The organism is Rhizobium rosettiformans (assembly GCF_016806065.1).
Lineage (GTDB): Bacteria > Pseudomonadota > Alphaproteobacteria > Rhizobiales > Rhizobiaceae > Allorhizobium.
The window spans coordinates 2,323,881-2,340,907 of the sequence record NZ_CP032405.1; the positions used below are offsets into that span (position 1 = coordinate 2,323,881).

Here is a 17,027-nt window from a genome sequence, read left to right on the forward strand (position 1 = left end):
CCGGAGGTGAGGGGAGCATTTTCGCGTGGCACCTTCGCGTCAATTCGGTCGTACACGTCGGCATCCTCGCACCGACAAGCGGACATCCCGTTCCGCGGGACACGGACCACCATTTGCTCTGAGTTCAAGCGGTCATCGATCGACAGTCAGCCCTGCTGATGCATCCTTATTTTTTCTTTACGCCCGCCATGCCGCTTCCCAATCGAAGCCTTATCCGCCCGGGCGTAAATCATCTTCTGTATCAACGGGAGATCCTGATGTGTCCGACCTCATCTTTATTGCGCTCACCTCTGGCACGCTTCTCGTGCTCGCATTTTACGCCCGCGCGCTCGACCGGCTGTGAGGGCAAAGCCAATGCTTGAACCCCTCTTCGGCCTCGCCGTCGCCATTGCCCTTGGCGTCTATCTCGTCGTGACGCTTCTGCGTCCCGAACGCTTCTGATCGGGAGCAGACCCATGACACTAGTCGGATGGCTGCAGATCAGCCTCCTCTTCCTCGCCGTCCTTCTCGTCATCAAACCACTCGGCCTTTACATGGCGCGGGTGTTTTCCGGCGAGCGGGCCTCTCTGTCCCCCGTGCTCGGCCGCGTGGAGCGTGATCTCTACCGCGTGAGCGGCATCAGCCCCGAGAAGGAGCAGAGCTGGCTCGGCTATACGCTCGCCATGCTGACTTTCTCGCTCGGGGGCTTTCTTGCGCTCTATGCGATGCTGCGGCTGCAGGCCTATCTGCCGCTGAACCCCCACGGGTTCCCCGGTCTCCCTTCGGATCTCGCCTTCAACACGGCTGTCTCCTTCGTCACCAACACCAACTGGCAGAACTACGGTGGTGAGACGACGATGAGCCACTTCTCCCAGATGGCCGGCCTCACCGTGCAGAACTTCCTATCGGCGGCCACAGGCATGGCACTCGCGATCGCCGTCACCCGCGCACTCGCTCGTTCGAAGGTCGCAACGCTCGGTAATTTCTGGGTGGATATGACGAGAGCCACTCTCTACGTCCTGTTGCCGCTCGCCATCGTCGTCGCACTTGCCTTCGTCGCCATGGGGCTCCCCCAGACGCTCGACGGCTCCGTCACCGCGACGACGCTGGAAGGCGCCAATCAGGTGATTTCGCTCGGCCCCGTCGCCTCCCAGGAAGCGATCAAGCAGCTCGGCACCAATGGCGGCGGCTTCTTCAACGTCAATGCCGCGCATCCGTTCGAGAACCCGACCGCGTGGTCGAACTATCTCAACATCTTCGCCATGCTGTCGATCTCGGCGTCGCTCGTCTACACCTTCGGGCAGATGGTCGGCAATCGCCGACAAGGCTGGGCGTTGCTCGCTGCCATGGCCTTCCTGCTGATCTCGGGCGTGGCCGTGACCTACTGGGCCGAGGCCCAAGGCAACACCATCCTGACAGCGATCGGAGTCGATCCCTCGCTTGGGAACATGGAAGGCAAGGAAGTCCGCTTCGGCCAGGCCATGACCGCGCTTTATGCGGCAGTGACGACAGGCCTGTCCGATGGCGGCGTCAACGGCATGCACGGCTCGTTCACGGGCTTGGGTGGTCTGGTGCCGATGTTCCTCATCCAGCTCGGCGAAGTGCTGCCGGGCGGCGTCGGCTCGGGTCTCTACGGCATGCTGGTCTTTGCAATTCTGTCCGTCTTCGTCGCCGGCCTGATGGTCGGGCGCACGCCGGAATTCCTCGGCAAGAAGATCGAGGGACGCGAGATGAAGTTCGCCATGCTCGCCGTGCTGATCCTGCCGCTGGTCATCCTCGGCTTCACATCAGTCTCGGCCATGCTGCCCTTTGCAGCGGCAAGCGTCGGCACCGCAGGCCCGCACGGTCTGTCGGAAATCCTCTATGCCTACAGCTCGGCAGCCGGCAACAATGGCTCGGCCTTCGGCAGTCTGTCAGGCAACACGCCCTGGTACAACACGACGCTTGGCATCGCGATGCTGCTCGGCCGCTTCGCATATGTCGTGCCGGTCATGGCAATCGCCGGATCGCTCGCCGCTAAGGTGAAGTCACCGGCCTCCGCCGGCACCTTCCCGACCGATGGCCCGCTGTTCGTCGGCCTCTTGATCGGCATCATCCTCATTCTCGGCGGCCTGCAATTCCTGCCCGCACTGGTGCTCGGCCCGATCGTCGAACACTTCGCCATGCTCGCCGGCCAGACCTTCTAAAGGACCCATCATGTCAAAAGAAAACAAGGCATCAGGTCTTCTCGACCCGTCGATCCTGTTTCCGGCGATGCGTGACGCAGTCGTCAAACTCGATCCGCGCAAGCTGATGCGCAACCCGGTCATATTCGTGACTGAAATCGTCGCCGTCGTCGTCACGATCCTCTTCATCCGTGACCTCGCCGCCAATCCCGGCGAGGCAGGTTTCTCCGGCCAGATCGCCGCCTGGCTCTGGTTCACCGTGCTCTTCGCCACTTTTGCCGAAGCCGTGGCCGAGGGCCGGGGCCGTGCCCAGGCGGACAGCCTGAAGAAGACCAAATCCGAACTCGTCGCCCGCCGTCTTGGAGCTAACGGCAAGACGGAAACCATTCCGGCTTCCAGCCTCAAGGTTGGCGACATCGTTCTGGTCGCGGCCGGCGAACTGATCCCCGGCGACGGCGAAGTGATCGAAGGTGTCGCCTCGGTCAACGAAAGCGCCATCACTGGTGAATCCGCCCCGGTCATCCGCGAATCCGGCGGCGACCGGTCGGCGGTCACAGGCGGCACCCAGGTTCTGTCAGACGAGATCAAGATCAAGATCACCGTCCAGCCCGGCTCCTCCTTCGTCGACCGCATGATCGCGCTGATCGAAGGGGCCAAGCGCCAGAAGACGCCGAACGAGATCGCGCTGTCGATCCTCCTCTCCGGCCTGACGCTGATTTTCCTGTTCGTCTGCGTTGCGATCTGGGGCCTTGCCGGTTATTCCGGCACGGTGCTTTCGGTCACGGTGCTGGCAGCACTGTTGGTCACCCTGATCCCGACCACGATTGGCGGCCTGCTCTCGGCCACCGGCATCGCCGGTATGGACCGTCTGGTGCGCTTTAACGTGATCGCCACCTCCGGCCGCGCCGTCGAAGCCGCCGGCGACGTCGACACTCTGCTCCTCGACAAGACAGGCACGATTACCTTCGGCAACCGCATGGCCAGCGACTTCCTCGCCGCTCCGGGCGTCACGCCGACCGAACTTGCGGAAGCCGCCCTCATCGCCTCGCTGTCGGACGAAACGCCGGAAGGGCGCTCTGTCGTCGCGCTGGCGACAGGTGAATTCGGCGTGCCCATGCCGAAGGCCGAGTTCGATGCCGTCATAGACTTCACCGCCGAAACGCGTCTCTCTGGCGTCGACATCGGCCAGCGCCGCCTGCGCAAGGGCGCCGTCGATGCGGTGCTGAAATTCGCTGGTCTCACCGATCAGGATGCGCCGGCCGAATTTCGTCGCGCCGTCGACCAGGTCGCTCGCACCGGTGGCACGCCGCTTGGCGTTGCCGACGGTGACCGCCTGCTCGGCGTCATCCATCTCAAGGACGTCGTCAAACCCGGTATCAAGGAACGTTTTGCGGCCCTGCGCGCCATGGGCATTCGTACGGTCATGGTCACCGGCGACAACCCGGTCACGGCAGCTGCCATTGCCTCGGAAGCCGGCGTCGACGATTTCCTCGCCCAGGCAACACCGGAAGACAAGCTCGCCTATATCCGCCGCGAGCAGCAGGGCGGCCGCCTGATCGCCATGTGCGGCGACGGGACCAATGATGCGCCGGCGCTTGCCCAGGCGGATGTCGGTGTCGCCATGCAGACCGGCACCCAGGCCGCGCGCGAGGCCGCCAATATGGTGGACCTCGATTCCAGTCCGACCAAACTCATCGAGATCGTCGAGATCGGCAAGCAGCTCCTGATGACGCGCGGGTCGCTGACGACGTTTTCGATCGCCAATGATGTGGCCAAATACTTCGCCATCATCCCGGCCTTGTTCGTGGCCACCTATCCGGCGCTCGAAGCCCTCAACATCATGGCGCTGACCTCACCGCAATCCGCCATCCTGTCTGCCGTCATCTTCAACGCGCTGATCATCGTGGCACTCATTCCGCTGGCATTGAAAGGCGTGGCTTACCGTCCGGCGGGTGCCGCAGCACTGCTTCGCCGCAACCTCTTGGTATACGGTCTCGGCGGCCTGATCCTGCCTTTTGCCGGGATCAAGGTTATCGACATCGCTGTCAGCGCTCTTCATCTGGTGTAATCATGCTCAGCCATATCAGACCCGCACTTACCCTCGTTGTCGCCATGACCGCACTCACCGGTCTCGCCTATCCGCTGGCGATCAACGGCATCGCCCAGGCGGTCATGCCTGTAAACGCGAATGGCAGCCTGATCGAACGCGACGGCGCGGTCGTAGGCTCCGCCTTGATCGGCCAGAACTTCACCTCCGACCGGTATTTCTGGCCGCGTCCCTCTGCGACGGGGCCAGACCCCTACAATGCGACAGCCTCGTCCGGCTCGAACCTCGGCACGACCTCGGCGACATTGAAGGAGCGCGTCACAGCCGATGTCGCCCGTTTGACCGAAACCGGCATCGCGCAGCCTATCCCAGCTGATGCGGTCACTGCCTCCGGCTCCGGTCTCGACCCGCATATCTCGCCGGCCTTCGCGGAAGCTCAGGTGGCGCGCGTTGCGCAGGCGAGGGGAATACCGCCGGCTGCCATCGCCTCGCTCGTCGCGCAGCAGAACGAAGTTCCGACCTTCGGCATTATCGGCCAAGCAAGGGTCAATGTGCTAGAGCTCAACCTGGCACTCGATGCCCTCTAGAGCATTTCCGGCGAAATCAGATCGCCTGCAATGCTCTATTTCTTTGCTTTAACGCAATTCCGAACGCAAAACCGGTTCCCACTTTGCTGGAATTGCTCTGGATGTGAGACCTGAATGGCGGATGACGACCGCAGGGACGATAGACGTCCCGATCCCGATGCCCTGCTTGCCCTGGCGGATAAGGACCGCCGGGGCAAGCTGACCGTTTTTCTGGGTGCCGCACCCGGCGTCGGCAAGACCTATGCGATGCTCTCACGGGCCAGGCGCCTCAAGGCTGACGGCATCGACGTCGTCATCGGGCTGGTCGAGACCCATGGTCGCGGTGAGACGGCAGCACTACTCGACGGTCTCGAGATCCTGCCTCGACGCAGGGTGGCTCATCGTGGCCGGATGCTCGAGGAGTTCGACCTTGATGCGGCGCTTGAACGGCGTCCCCGCATCGTCATCGTCGACGAGCTCGCCCATTCCAACCCCGAGGACAGCCGCCACCCCAAGCGGCATCAGGACATTGAGGAGCTGATATCATCAGGCATCGATGTCTGGACGGCGCTCAACATCCAGCATTTGGAAAGCCTGGCCGATCTTGTCGCCCAGATCACCGGTGTCACGGTGCGCGAGCGGGTGCCCGATGTCGTCCTCAAACGCGCCGATGAAGTTCTGCTCGTCGACCTTGCGCCATCCGAGCTGATCGAGCGTCTGAAGGAGGGCAAGGTCTATCTTCCCGAAAGCGCCAACCGCGCTGTCGACCGCTTCTTCCGCCTCGGCAATCTGACGGCGCTGCGCGAACTGGCGCTGCGTCGCACCGCCGACAGAGTCGACGATCAGATGGTCGACTATCTCAAGCAGAACGCCATCGATGGTCCCTGGGCCACGGGCGAACGCCTCATCGTCTGCGTCGGCTCCGACCCGCTATCGGAGAAGGTTGTCCGCGTTGCGAGCCGGCTCGCCTCAGGGCTCAACGCACCTTGGCTGGTTATCTCGATCGAGCGGGCCGACCGGGAAGTCGAGACGCCGGAACGCCTGCAGAGGATAGAGACGCTCTTCCGGCTTGCCGAACAGTTGGGCGCTGAAACACGCCGTATCATCGGCAATGATTTCGTCGAGGAGATCCTGAAACTCGCCCGGCGCGAGCATGCGACCCAGATCGTCATCGGCACGCGCAAGCGCAGCCGCTGGCAAAAGCTCGTCTCGCGGTCCCTGCCGGATACTCTGGCGCGTGAGGCATCAGGTCTCGGCATCCATATCGTCACGCCGGACGGCCCGACGGTCGACCGGGCAGGCAAGACTCTGATCGTGCCACCGAGTGCCGTGCTTCGGCAATCGGCGCTGACGGCACTGGGTTTCGTCGCTGTGACCACGCTGCTGGGTAAGGCAATCGACGTCTTCGTTGTGCTGCCCAACATATCCCTGCTTTTCCTGCTCGCCGTTCTCGGCGCGTCGGTGATTGGCGGTTACGTCGCGGCCTTCCTCGCCGCAGTTCTTTCCGCACTCGCCTACAACTTCTTCTTCATCGATCCCCGTCACACCTTCACAATCGCCGCACCGCACGAGGTCTTCGCGCTCTTCGTCTTTCTGGCCGTGGCCATCATCGCAGGCGGTCTTGCCTCGCGCATCCGCGAACAGGCCGATGTCGCGCGGATCCGCGCGACCGCGTTGCAATCGCTCTACGATTTCTCCCGAAAGCTCGCGAGCACGGGAAAGGGCGAGGACGCGATCTGGCTTGCTGTCTCCCAATTGCAGGCGAGCCTCAAGCGCAAGGTCGTACTGCTCGTTCCGCGCAAGGGCGATCTCGGCGTGGCCGCCGCCTGGCCGCCGGATGCCGAGCTCGACGTGACGGACATGACCGCCGCTCGCTGGTCCCATGACAAGCGCGAGCCCGCCGGCCACGGCACGGGCACGCTGCCGAACAGCCGCTTCGAGTTCCGCCCGCTGCTCGGACCCCATGGCATCGTCGGGGTCTGCGGCATCGAGCACAGGCGCGATCGGCTCGACCTGAACGCCGAACGCGCGCTGACCGCCATTCTTGACCAGACGGCGATCGCGCTCGATCGGGCACGCCTCGCCGACGAGACTGTCGAGCAGGCGGCAAGGCTTGAGGGTGAACGTTATCGGGAAGCGCTGCTCTCCTCCATCTCCCATGACCTGCGAACCCCGCTGGCGACGATCACCGGTGCTGTCACCGGCTTACGTCAGCTCGGTGAGCGCATGACGCCTGAAAACCGCGATGATCTTCTTCAGTCGATCGAGGAGGAAAGCGGTCGGATGAGCCGCTTCGTCGCCAATTTGCTTGACATGACACGCATCGAGGCGGGCACGCTGAAGCCGAAACAGGATTGGGTGGATGTCGCAGACGTGGTGCAGTCCGCTGTCGAGCGGACGCGCAAATACGCGCCGGGACGTGTCGTCGAGACGGGCATTGCCTCTGACCTGCCCCTGATCCGGGGTGACAGTGTTCTGATCGGTCAAGTGCTGTTCAACCTTCTGGACAATGCGGTGAAATATGGCGGCGACGAGCCGATCAACGTTTACGCCCGCCGCGACGGCAAGGATGTGCTGATCTCGGTCACCGATCACGGCAAGGGCATTCCGCCTGAGGATCTGGACCGGATCTTCGAAAAATTCTATCGCAGGGGAAAGCCGGATGGACGGGCTCCCGGCACGGGGCTCGGCCTTTCCATCGCCCGTGGCTTTGTCGAGGCGATGGGCGGCAAGATCCATGCGGAGAGCCCGGCTCTCAAGAAGCGGGGCACGCGCATCGTTATGCGGTTTCCCGGAAGCAATGAACCAAGGGGCGATGTCCAATGAACCAGTCCCGCATTCTGGTCGTCGATGACGAGCCCCAGATCCAGCGTTTCCTGAAACCGTCTCTGACGGCCGCAGGCTACGAGGTCGTCGAAGCCGGAACGGGCGCCGAAGCGCTGAAGGCTGTCGCCACCCAGGCGCCGGATCTGGTCATCCTTGATCTCGGTCTGCCGGATATGGACGGCAAGGAGGTCATCGCCAGCCTGCGCGGCTGGTCGGATATCCCGATCGTCATCCTCTCGGCCAGGGATCGCGAGAGCGAGAAGATTGCGGCACTCGATCTGGGCGCCGACGACTATGTCGAGAAGCCCTTCGGCATTGGAGAGCTGACTGCCCGTATCCGCACCGCGCTGCGTCATCGTGGACGCCGGGACGCGATCCCCACCGTGATGGAAATCGACGGCCTGACGATCGATCCGGTGAAGCGGCTCGTCTCGCGAGGCGGCGAGTTCGTGCATTTGACGCCGAAGGAGTACGACCTGCTCCTGTTGCTCGCCCGCCATACCGGTCGGGTCGTTACGCACCGCACATTGCTGACATCCGTCTGGGGCCCCGCCCACGGCGACGACCTGCATTACCTGCGCGTCTTCATCGGCCAGCTCCGCCAGAAGATCGAACGCGATCCGACCCAGCCCCGGATCGTGCGCACGGAACCGGGCGTGGGCTATCGGATGGCGGAGCAGGAGTAAAACCTGCTGCCGGTACCCAGCCAATTTTCGCGAGACCCGTTTCGGAACGACGGATGGACTGAAGACCAGCAGCCGGGATTGCTCAAGTTGTTGAGAAGGCGTCGCTTTTTTCTGTGAGAAGCAGCCGCCAAATTTACGCGGAAAACCAACTTAAAATGGCCTGCCTGGAAAACCTGGATTCTCACACGATTTCAAAGGCTTAAAAAAATTGCCTTTGATTTTCCTCTGTTTTCCTGTCGCGAGCGACCGTGGATGCCATCTTTGTGCCCTGGCTTTGGGCCGACGTCAACATGGCGGGAGAGCGGCAATAATTTCCGCTCAAGAACGCGCTGCTGACGGCTAATATTGGCGACCTGGGATGAGGTGATTAGCGTAAGTAAAGGCTGACCGTTACGGGGTCCGGACGGGTACCAGTTTGCGCGCAGCGCCGCCACCAACCTGCTGACCTTCTTCGTCCCATGGCAGGTGTGGGGTTGTTCGCTACGGGCTTAGGCAAGGCTAGTTGCCAGCCATTCACACCGTGGGGCTAATGACGATGGTCCTCGTCTCGCGGGCACAACAGCCGATGATCCGGTCCACCAAGCTCGCAGCTTGCGCGGCAATTTCCGGGACGCCTGTCAGCTCACCGAATGCTGGGCGAGCGGGCGGTCCGGCGACGAAGAGCGTGGATTTCGGTGTTCCTGCAACAGTGAGGGCTCTGCCAGCAAAGTCGCAAGCAAGGCCGAGACCGAGCGGATCCGGTTGGATGAAGCCATCCCGGTGCATGCCGAGCAGAAACCGCTGATGGGCCGCATAGTCCTGGAAATCAGGGCCAGTCGCCAGAAGGATGTGGCGGCAGCGAAACTCGGTCTTTCCTTCGCGGGTATCCACCGCCGCAAGAAGCTCTTGTCCGTCGTCCCTGATGGACATGAGATCGCCCGTTTCCAGTCTGACCCGACCAGTGTCGATGCCCAGTTCGAGGATGGCGGCCCCTTGGGGTGGCATCCGGTACCGATGAACATCATACCAGCGGCGGAGGCGCCTCAGGAATTTTTGTCGCTCGCGCATCGGCAGCGCTTGCCACAATGACGGTGCATGCTGACGCAGAGCATCGAACACGGACTGCCAGGGTATGCCATGCACCTGCGCATCTCTGATCGTCGCTCGCACCTTCGAGAGAAGCTTTCTGGCCGACGTGAGGTCGGTGCTGCTGAAGTCACCAAAGGGTGAAAAGCCACCGCCAGCATGCTTTCGCGGCATAAGGCCTGTGCGGGAGAGTAGGCTGACGGTCCCGGTGTGGCCAAGGGCCTTCAGGCGGCAGAGGGCATCAATTGCGGTGAGACCGGAGCCGACGATAAGGACGGGATCGCACTTTCCGATTTCGTTGAACGCATCAGCGGCAAGGATATCTTTGACACGGCTCGTTGCCAAAGCGCTCAGCCTGTCGACGACGGGTGGTCTAGAGGCAGGAGGATGCCCGGTCGCAAGGATCAGAATGTCGGCCATGACGATGGTGCCGTTAGCCCCGCATATCCGCCACTGCTCGTTCTCTCGCTCGACAACCCGAACGACATCTCGGATGTGTCGCACCGCGCCACTGTCGAGATGGGGCGCAAGTTGCGCCTGCATGAAACGTCCGAAATCTCGACGCCGGGCAAAGATGCCTTCCGGGGTCACGGCCTGTGGATCGACCGTGAGCGTTCCGCTGGTCTGCAGCCAGTCGAGGAAGGCTGTCGGCGCGCCGGGGATGGCGCGCATTCTGTGTGCCGCGACATTCAGGCGAACATCGATGTTCTGGACATCATAGGCAAGGCCACATCCGAGCTGCTCGCGGGACTCGAAGACCGTTACCTCTTCGATCTCCCGAACCCCGCGCTCGACCAGAAGTTTGGCAACAATCGCGCCCGTATATCCGCCGCCGATGATTGCGACGCGGGAGCCGGGGCGCGGCGTTTGCGCCTGCAGTCTCGGGGACGACATCCTGATCTTCAACATGGCAGTCTTCCTTCCGGTTCGCGGGTGGCAGATCTGGGCATATTTTCTATAAAATATATGGAGATTAAAAACGCTTGTCTACTGCTTCGGTTCCGCGGCTGTTACCCATGCTTCAGATGCAGTCTTCACGGAGAGGTCAGATGAACGTTTTTGTCGCCAGCGAATTCAGCGAGCCCCGCCTTCGCCCAGCGTCAGATCGACTGGTGTCCGATAGACCAGCCGACGCGGCCGGTTTGAAGGAGGCCTTGAGAACACTGGGTGGCGGTGTCAGCGTGATCACGGCAGGTGAAGGTGCCGAGCGCTCAGGCGCCACGGTCACCTCTGCGACGGCTCTGTCCGTCGATCCCCCGCGTATGCTGGTGTCCCTCAACAGATCCTCCTCCACCTGGCCCGTCGTGGAGCGCTATCGCCACTTCGCGGTCAATGTGATTGGTGCCGCCCATCAGGATATTGCAAACCGCTTTGCGGGCATTGGTGGATTGAAGGGACCCGAGCGCTATGTTGGTGCCGAATGGACAAGGCTTGCCAGCGGAGCGCCCGTGCTGGAAGATGCGGTAGCAGCACTCGACTGCGAAGTTGAGGAGGCGATCGAGCGACACAGCCATGTCATCCTGATTGGTCGCGTCCTTTCGATACGTTTGAGCGGTGGGAGTTCACTCCTGTATCAGAATGGCAAATACCACGCAGTGACGTAACTCTGGCTTGAGTGGAGGAGGGTCTGTTTGATGGTGGTATCGACGGCTGATCGATTGCGACCCGTACCGGTTGCCCTGACGCGTGAGGCCGATGTCTTGGCCGCACTCGATCGCTTGGGACCTTCGGCGACAAGTCACAATCTGGATCAGGTCTCCGGTCTGCCCACGAGTGGGCTTCTCGCCATGTCCATTCCCGCGAGCTTCGGGGGAGCGGACATCTCGAACCTCATCGTCGCCGAGGCCGTCAGCCGACTGACCACCTGGAACGCAAAGGCGGCGGAGAAACTGCTCCGACATCTTGTGGCCTTGGAACTGGTTCGCACCAGCGGATCAGCAGAACAGCGCAGGGCGATTTACGGACGCGTTGTGCTGGGCGATGTCTTCGACTTGAGCGCCCATCGCGAGGGTGTTTCGCCGCCGAGGCTGGTACAGTCGGGTCTGGCTTTCGCCTTGGACAATGCTGGCTCGGATTTCGAGGTTGGTGCGGCAGACTGGCAAATCATCAGGGCGTCTGGATCAGGTTCTGAACCGGTGGCCGCCATTCTCGACAGCAAGCGCGTGTCACTCCGCGGCGAAGAGTCGTCATCGGAGTTGACCGTGCATCCCGATTACATTCTCTCCCTCGGTGAGAATGCGGACTGTCTGGCGCGGCTGATGGCGGCGTTTCTGATGGCTGCCGCAGCCCGCGGACGAGTTGGCGCGAAGACACTGACCTCAGGGGCAGTTCCTTCTGCTGCAATCGAACTCGAACTTCTGGACGCGATGATCCAGAAGGCAGCCTCCTTCATCGATGGCATTCAGGTGGACGACCCGCCAGTCGACTTAGCGCAGATCGATCGGTGTTGCCTCGCACTGGACACGGCGCGTTTGCGCTGTTCCGCGGATCACTCGCCGGCGATCAGATCCTGATCGGGCTGTTCCGACGCCACGAATTGCGTCAGCGTCATTGTGTCGAGAACAGCGGCCATGGCATCGCGAACCTGCGTCATGGAAATCCGGATCTGGCATGATGCTGGGTCCCGGCAATCGTCGCAGGCTTCGAATGCCGTACGACTGGCGCAGCGGATTGGCGCAAGTGGCCCGTCAAGGGCGCGGATGACCTGACCGATCATGATCTCGTCGGCGGGTTTTGACAGCGCGTAACCGCCATTCGGCCCCTTCTTCGAGCGCAGGAAGCCGTTGTTGCGCAGCTCCAGCAGGATCGTGTCGAGGAACTTCTTCGGAATATTGTTTCGCGTCGCGATGTCGGTCACGAACGCCGTCTGCCCTGGCTCCAGACCCGCGAGGTCGACCAGCGCTTTCAGACCATACTTGCCTTTGTTGGTGAGCATCGCGGAGATATCCGGCCGAAGGCCTCAAGGGTGATTTTGCTCATCGTATATAGTTTTTATGAAGTAAGCGTTCAAGCCGTATTCCGGATCGAGTGAGCCAAGTGCGTCAGCCTTTTTGCTTCCGCGTCGCAGATGTCTCAGATCGGCGTCACATTCGAAAATCCATTCGCCGACGGGCTGAATCTTTGCAATCCCATTTCTCTATATAAATTATAGACATTGTAGGCTGACCTCATTCGATAATCGAGTGAGAGAGGACCAGCCATGACACGCAAGATCAGATTAGGCGCATTTCTTCCCGGCGGCGGACAGCATGTCGCCTCCTGGCGGCATCCGGATCAGCCGGCGGATGGTGCCCTCAGCTTCGAGTTTCACAAGCAGTTGGCTCTCACCGCCGAGAGGGGATTGTTCGACGCCTACTTCCTTGCCGACGGTCTGGCCGTCGGCTTCGGCGGCGCGCGGGAAGGCGGAAATGCAAGGGTCGCCGGCTTTGAGCCCGTTACGCTGTTTTCGGCGCTTGCCCCGTTCACCACCCATCTCGGTTTCATCGCGACGGCGTCGACGACCTATGAGGAGCCCTACAATACGGCGCGCAAGTTCGCCTCGCTTGACCTGATCTCGGACGGCCGGGCCGGCTGGAACGTCGTCACGACAACGGGCGATGCCACGGCGCAGAACTTCAACCGTGATCAGCAGCTCCCGCATGCCGACCGCTACAAGCGCGCCGCCGAGCATGTCGATGTCGTCAAGAAGCTCTGGGACAGTTTTGAGGACGATGCCTTCATCCGCGACAAGGAAACGGGTGTCTTCTTCGATCCCGGCAAGCTGCATGATGCCGCGCACAAGGGCGAGCACTTCAAGGTCAAGGGACCACTCAACGTCTCTCGCTCGCGCCAGGGGCATCCTGTCATCGTCCAGGCAGGCCAATCCGATGACGGCCGTGGTCTGGCCGCTGCGACGGCAGAGGTGATCTTCACCGCCCACCAGCACATCGAGACCGCGCAGGAATTCTACCGCGACATCAAGAATCGTGCCCGTGGCCTAGGGCGCAACCCCGACCACATCCTGATCATGCCCGGTGTCTCGCCCTTCGTCGGTCGCACAGAGGAAGAAGCGCGCGAGAAATACGATCGCCTGACCTCGCTGATCCTGGAGGAAGACGGCATCGGCCTGCTCAACGGCCTGACAGGTGGCACGCTCGACTTGAGGGGCTACGATCTCGACGGTCCACTGCCACCCGCGCCCCCGACTGAGGGCATGAAGAGCCGGCAGGCGTTGATCCGCCAGATCGCCGACGAGAACAATTTCTCGATCCGCCAGCTCTACCAGTGGGTCGCCTCGGCGCGCGGTCACTTCACCATTGTCGGAACGCCCGTGCAGATTGCTGACACGCTGCAGCAATGGTTCGAAAATGAAGCGGCTGACGGCTTCAACATCCTGCCGCCCTGGCTTCCGACAGGTCTCAACGACTTCGTCGATCTCGTCATTTCCGAGCTGCAACGCCGCGGGCTCTTCCGCACCGCCTATGAGGGCCGGACGCTCCGCGAAAACCTTGGCCTGCCGTTTCCGATCAACCGCTATGCCGCCGACCATCAGGTCGTGCAGGCCGCCGAATGAGGAGGTCCCCCATGTCCTACGAAGACATCCATCACGGACGGGCTTATGGCCTCGATCTCTCCCCAAATGTCGACACCGCACCCCGCTGGCTCAGTCAGGCAACGGCAGCGATCGGGCCCCTCCTGGGCCGCTATGGTCTCGTGATCGCCTTCCTCATCCTCTGGCAGGCCTCGTCGAAACTCGGATGGGTGAATGCATCCGTCTTCCCGCCGCTCGATCAGATCATCGGCGCCTTGTGGAAGGCGCTCTCCTCGGGCGCCATCGTCGATGACATCGCGATCAGCCTGCAGCGCTCCGGCATCGCCTTTGTTGCCGCCGTCGGCCTTGGCATTCCGCTCGGCCTCTTCATGGGACAGGTCAGGGCTGTCGAGCGGGCACTTGATCCGCTCTTGCAGTTCTTCCGCCAGACCTCGGCGCTCGCCCTTTATCCGGTTTTCATCCTGCTTCTCGGTCTGGGCGAAGCGTCGAAGGTCTTCGTCATCTTCTGGGCGACGCTCTTCCCGATCCTCCTGTCGACGATCGGTGGGGTGAAGGAGGTCGACAAGAAGCTTATCGAGATGGCTCGCACTTATGGTGCTGGGTCTTTGCAGATATTCCGTCGTGTCGTGCTTCCAGCCTCAGTGCCCGCAATCTTCGTCGGCCTCAGGCTTTCCGCGACGACGGCGCTGCTGCTCCTCATCGCAGCGGAGATGATCGGTGCCAACAAGGGCATCGGCTTCCAGGTGATGAATGCCCAATACAACTTCCAGATCCCGCTGATGTTCGCGGCCATCCTGCTTCTCGCGCTGCTTGGCCTCGCCGCGAACGCCGCCCTCGTCCTTCTGCAGCGGCGACTTTGCCGCTGGGCCTGACCAGACATCGCACGCATCCCTCCATTCTCGTTACAAAGGAAACTCTCATGACCTTCCATTCCCGCAAGCTCGCTCTTTCCGCAGCACTCGCAATAGCCCTCTCGGGTTCCGCCTACGCTGCCGATGAGGTCAAGTTCCGCTATCTCGCTAGCCAGGGCGGATTGTCCGCCCATGAGTTGGCCGCTGAACTCGGCTATTTCGAAGGCACCGGCATCACCATCGAGAATGTCGGCTATGCCACTGGCGGCCCGGCCTCGCTCATTGCGCTGGCCTCCGGCGATGTCGAGATCGGCAGTGCTGCCACCTCTGCTGTCTTGAACTCGATCATCGGTGGCAACGACTTCGTCGCGGCCTATCCCTCGAACGGCATCAACGACGAGGTCCAGTCGATCTTCTACGTGTTGGAAGGCAGTCCAATCCGCGAGATCAAGGACATTGCCGGAAAGACCGTCGCAGTGAACACGCTCGGTGCTCATCTCGACTACACGATCCGCGAAGCGCTGCATTCCGTCGGTTTGCCGTCGGATGCCGCCAATCAGATCGTCGTTCCTGGGCCGCAGCTTGAACAGGTCCTGCGCTCCGGTCAGGTCGACGTCTCGGCCTTCGGCTACTGGCAGACGACCTTCGAGGGTGCGGCGAAGCAGAAGGGTGGGCTCCGTGCGATCTTCGACGACACTGATGTTCTGGGCGAAATCGCCGGTGGCTTCATCGTCCTGCGCCGCGACTTCATCCAAAAACATCCGGAAGCTGCCAAGGTCTTCGTCGAACAGTCCGAGCGTGCACTCGACTATGCCCGCGAAAACCCTGAGGAAACCAAGGCAATCCTTGGCAAGGCACTGGCAGAGCGCGGCGAGAACGCTGATATCGCCCAGTTCTTCCGAGGCTATGGAGTTCGCCCCGGCGGCAAGGCAGTCGAGCGTGACCTGCAGTTCTGGATCGATGTCCTGGTTCGGGAAGGCAAGCTGAAGGAAGGTCAGCTCTCGGCCAACGAGATCCTCTATTCCCCCGAGACGGCGAGCAATTGATCATGGCGCTCGCTCAGTCCAACAGCATTCGCGGAGAGGTGACGATCCGTAACCTCTCCAAGACCTTCACCCTCAATGGACAGCCGCTGCCGGTCCTGAAGGATCTAAACCTCACCATCCGCTCGGGCGAAAGCCTGGCGATCGTCGGTGCCAGCGGTTCGGGCAAGACGACCCTTCTGCGGATACTGGCGGGGCTCGAAGATGCGGACAGCGGCGATGTCCTGATCGACGGCCGTCGCATCCGCGGCGTTGGCACGGAACGGGCCGTCATCTTCCAGGAGCCGCGCCTCCTGCCCTGGCTGACAGTTATCGACAATATCGGCTTCGGATTGGAGACCAGAGGCCTCTCCCGCGACGAGGCGCACTTCATCTCACAGCGCTATGTCGATCTGGTCGGCTTGAAGGGCTTTGAAACCGCCTATCCACGCCAGCTCTCCGGAGGTATGGCACAAAGGGTCGGTATCGCGCGCGCGCTCGCTGTCCAGCCGGAAATCCTGCTGCTCGACGAACCGCTCGGTGCGCTGGATGCCATGACGAAGATCGGCATGCAGCAGGAGCTGGCGCGGATTTGGAAGGAGGAGGACGTGACAACAGTGCTCGTCACCCACGATCTCGAAGAAGCGATTTTCCTTGCCGACCGAATCCTGATTCTGCCTCGAGACAAGGGCGGAGAGCCCCGGCTGATCAACATCGACTTGCCCCGGCCCCGCGATCGCAGCGCGCCCGATTTCGTGCGCCAGCGAGAGGAACTGCTTGGGCTGTTTGGACTGCATTGAAATGGATGAGCAGGAAAGAGGAAGCGCGGTCTTTGGCTGCGCTTCTTTCTTCGACTTTAGCTGGGCGGTAAGCGAAGCGAGCCAAACTGTGGCAGCTATTTTTACATGATGCCGATAACCGGAAATTTGCCTCCGCAGCCCTTTGAGGTCGGCGTTCGCGGGAGAGGTCCGCACACGCCATAGCGGCTGCACCAAGTCACTGTTATCCATACGCAATTTTTAGCTGAAAAAGTTTGGCTGGGGAACCTGGATTCGAACCAAGATTAACGGAGTCAGAGTCCGTCGTTCTACCGTTGAACTATTCCCCACCAGGGTATCGCTGCCGCGATCGGTGAGCGGGCTTATAGCCAAAACATCCGGCATTGCAAAGACTGAATTTAAAAAAAATGACAGCTTTCGCAAAAGAGCGTGACGCGAGGTTGAAAGCCGCTTGATGAGCGCTGTGGCCGGCCGCTTGCAGCCGTGCCTCATGCTCCCGGCGGCCCATTC

Annotated in this window: 14 protein-coding genes and 1 tRNA gene; 12 read left to right on the forward strand and 3 right to left on the reverse strand. The window is 61.6% G+C overall.

Annotation, left to right across the window (positions count from 1 at the left end):
• The first annotated feature begins 339 nt into the window (after nt 1-339).
• From kdpF to D4A92_RS11170, 6 genes are all read left to right on the forward strand, one after another.
• Entirely contained in the window at nt 340-441 is a 102-nt protein-coding gene (gene kdpF / locus D4A92_RS11145) for a K(+)-transporting ATPase subunit F (RefSeq protein WP_203013014.1), read from the forward strand.
• Nucleotides 442-455: 14 nt separating this feature from the next.
• Nucleotides 456-2,165 carry a potassium-transporting ATPase subunit KdpA gene (gene kdpA, locus D4A92_RS11150; RefSeq protein WP_203013016.1) on the forward strand — a complete coding sequence of 570 codons (1,710 nt, stop codon included), beginning with the start codon at nt 456-458 and terminating at the stop codon, nt 2,163-2,165.
• A gap of 10 nt (nt 2,166-2,175) precedes the next feature.
• Nucleotides 2,176-4,212 (forward strand): potassium-transporting ATPase subunit KdpB, encoded by a 2,037-nt coding sequence (gene kdpB / locus D4A92_RS11155; protein ID WP_203013018.1) that lies wholly within the window; start codon nt 2,176-2,178, stop codon nt 4,210-4,212.
• 2 nt (nt 4,213-4,214) lie between these two features.
• On the forward strand, nt 4,215-4,778 hold the full coding sequence (gene kdpC / locus D4A92_RS11160; protein ID WP_203013020.1) for a potassium-transporting ATPase subunit KdpC: 564 nt from the start codon (nt 4,215-4,217) through the stop codon (nt 4,776-4,778).
• A 114-nt stretch (nt 4,779-4,892) separates the two neighbouring features.
• On the forward strand, nt 4,893-7,583 hold the full coding sequence (locus D4A92_RS11165; RefSeq protein ID WP_203013022.1) for a sensor histidine kinase: 2,691 nt from the start codon (nt 4,893-4,895) through the stop codon (nt 7,581-7,583).
• A complete protein-coding gene (locus D4A92_RS11170) occupies nt 7,580-8,269 on the forward strand; it encodes a response regulator (RefSeq protein WP_203013024.1) in 690 nt (229 codons plus the stop codon). Before D4A92_RS11165 ends, D4A92_RS11170 begins: the two co-directional genes overlap by 4 nt.
• Before the next feature lie 513 nt (nt 8,270-8,782).
• On the opposite strand, the gene D4A92_RS11175 is transcribed toward D4A92_RS11170, so the two are convergent.
• Nucleotides 8,783-10,243 carry an FAD/NAD(P)-binding protein gene (locus tag D4A92_RS11175; protein WP_203013027.1) on the reverse strand — a complete coding sequence of 487 codons (1,461 nt, stop codon included), beginning with the start codon at nt 10,241-10,243 and terminating at the stop codon, nt 8,783-8,785.
• A 140-nt stretch (nt 10,244-10,383) separates the two neighbouring features.
• Here D4A92_RS11175 and D4A92_RS11180 point away from each other — a divergent pair, with 140 nt between their 5' ends.
• A complete protein-coding gene (locus tag D4A92_RS11180; RefSeq protein WP_203013030.1) occupies nt 10,384-10,938 on the forward strand; it encodes a flavin reductase family protein in 555 nt (184 codons plus the stop codon).
• Between the two features lie 30 nt (nt 10,939-10,968).
• Nucleotides 10,969-11,847 (forward strand): hypothetical protein, encoded by an 879-nt coding sequence (locus tag D4A92_RS11185; protein ID WP_203013033.1) that lies wholly within the window; start codon nt 10,969-10,971, stop codon nt 11,845-11,847.
• Here the strand turns inward: D4A92_RS11185 and D4A92_RS11190 are convergent.
• Nucleotides 11,823-12,269, reverse strand: a complete 447-nt coding sequence (locus D4A92_RS11190) for an Rrf2 family transcriptional regulator (protein WP_102019265.1) — start codon at nt 12,267-12,269, stop codon at nt 11,823-11,825. The genes D4A92_RS11185 and D4A92_RS11190 overlap by 25 nt on opposite strands.
• Before the next feature lie 264 nt (nt 12,270-12,533).
• Here D4A92_RS11190 and D4A92_RS11195 point away from each other — a divergent pair, with 264 nt between their 5' ends.
• From D4A92_RS11195 to D4A92_RS11210, 4 genes are read left to right on the forward strand one after another with little or no spacing between them, the layout of a single operon-like run.
• Nucleotides 12,534-13,886 (forward strand): LLM class flavin-dependent oxidoreductase, encoded by a 1,353-nt coding sequence (locus D4A92_RS11195; protein ID WP_203013035.1) that lies wholly within the window; start codon nt 12,534-12,536, stop codon nt 13,884-13,886.
• A gap of 11 nt (nt 13,887-13,897) precedes the next feature.
• Complete coding sequence (locus tag D4A92_RS11200; RefSeq protein WP_203013037.1) at nt 13,898-14,737, forward strand: ABC transporter permease; 840 nt, start codon at nt 13,898-13,900, stop codon at nt 14,735-14,737.
• A 47-nt stretch (nt 14,738-14,784) separates the two neighbouring features.
• The gene (locus tag D4A92_RS11205; protein WP_203013039.1) at nt 14,785-15,762 is read left to right on the forward strand and encodes an ABC transporter substrate-binding protein; all 978 of its coding nucleotides are present in this window, start codon (nt 14,785-14,787) and stop codon (nt 15,760-15,762) included.
• A gap of 2 nt (nt 15,763-15,764) precedes the next feature.
• Entirely contained in the window at nt 15,765-16,538 is a 774-nt protein-coding gene (locus D4A92_RS11210; protein WP_203013040.1) for an ABC transporter ATP-binding protein, read from the forward strand.
• A gap of 234 nt (nt 16,539-16,772) precedes the next feature.
• Here D4A92_RS11210 and D4A92_RS11215 read toward each other — a convergent pair.
• Nucleotides 16,773-16,846: transfer RNA gene (locus tag D4A92_RS11215), tRNA-Gln, on the reverse strand.
• Nucleotides 16,847-17,027: the final 181 nt, after the last annotated feature.

Coding starts and splice junctions, on each gene's coding strand:
- kdpA (WP_203013016.1), top strand. CDS start 456: ATGACACTAGTCGGATGGCTGCAGATCAGCCTCCTCTTCCTCGCCGTC.
- kdpB (WP_203013018.1), top strand. CDS start 2,176: ATGTCAAAAGAAAACAAGGCATCAGGTCTTCTCGACCCGTCGATCCTG.
- kdpC (WP_203013020.1), top strand. CDS start 4,215: ATGCTCAGCCATATCAGACCCGCACTTACCCTCGTTGTCGCCATGACC.
- D4A92_RS11165 (WP_203013022.1), top strand. CDS start 4,893: ATGGCGGATGACGACCGCAGGGACGATAGACGTCCCGATCCCGATGCC.
- D4A92_RS11170 (WP_203013024.1), top strand. CDS start 7,580: ATGAACCAGTCCCGCATTCTGGTCGTCGATGACGAGCCCCAGATCCAG.
- D4A92_RS11175 (WP_203013027.1), bottom strand. CDS start 10,243: ATGTTGAAGATCAGGATGTCGTCCCCGAGACTGCAGGCGCAAACGCCG.
- D4A92_RS11180 (WP_203013030.1), top strand. CDS start 10,384: ATGAACGTTTTTGTCGCCAGCGAATTCAGCGAGCCCCGCCTTCGCCCA.
- D4A92_RS11185 (WP_203013033.1), top strand. CDS start 10,969: ATGGTGGTATCGACGGCTGATCGATTGCGACCCGTACCGGTTGCCCTG.
- D4A92_RS11190 (WP_102019265.1), bottom strand. CDS start 12,269: ATGCTCACCAACAAAGGCAAGTATGGTCTGAAAGCGCTGGTCGACCTC.
- D4A92_RS11195 (WP_203013035.1), top strand. CDS start 12,534: ATGACACGCAAGATCAGATTAGGCGCATTTCTTCCCGGCGGCGGACAG.
- D4A92_RS11200 (WP_203013037.1), top strand. CDS start 13,898: ATGTCCTACGAAGACATCCATCACGGACGGGCTTATGGCCTCGATCTC.
- D4A92_RS11205 (WP_203013039.1), top strand. CDS start 14,785: ATGACCTTCCATTCCCGCAAGCTCGCTCTTTCCGCAGCACTCGCAATA.
- D4A92_RS11210 (WP_203013040.1), top strand. CDS start 15,765: ATGGCGCTCGCTCAGTCCAACAGCATTCGCGGAGAGGTGACGATCCGT.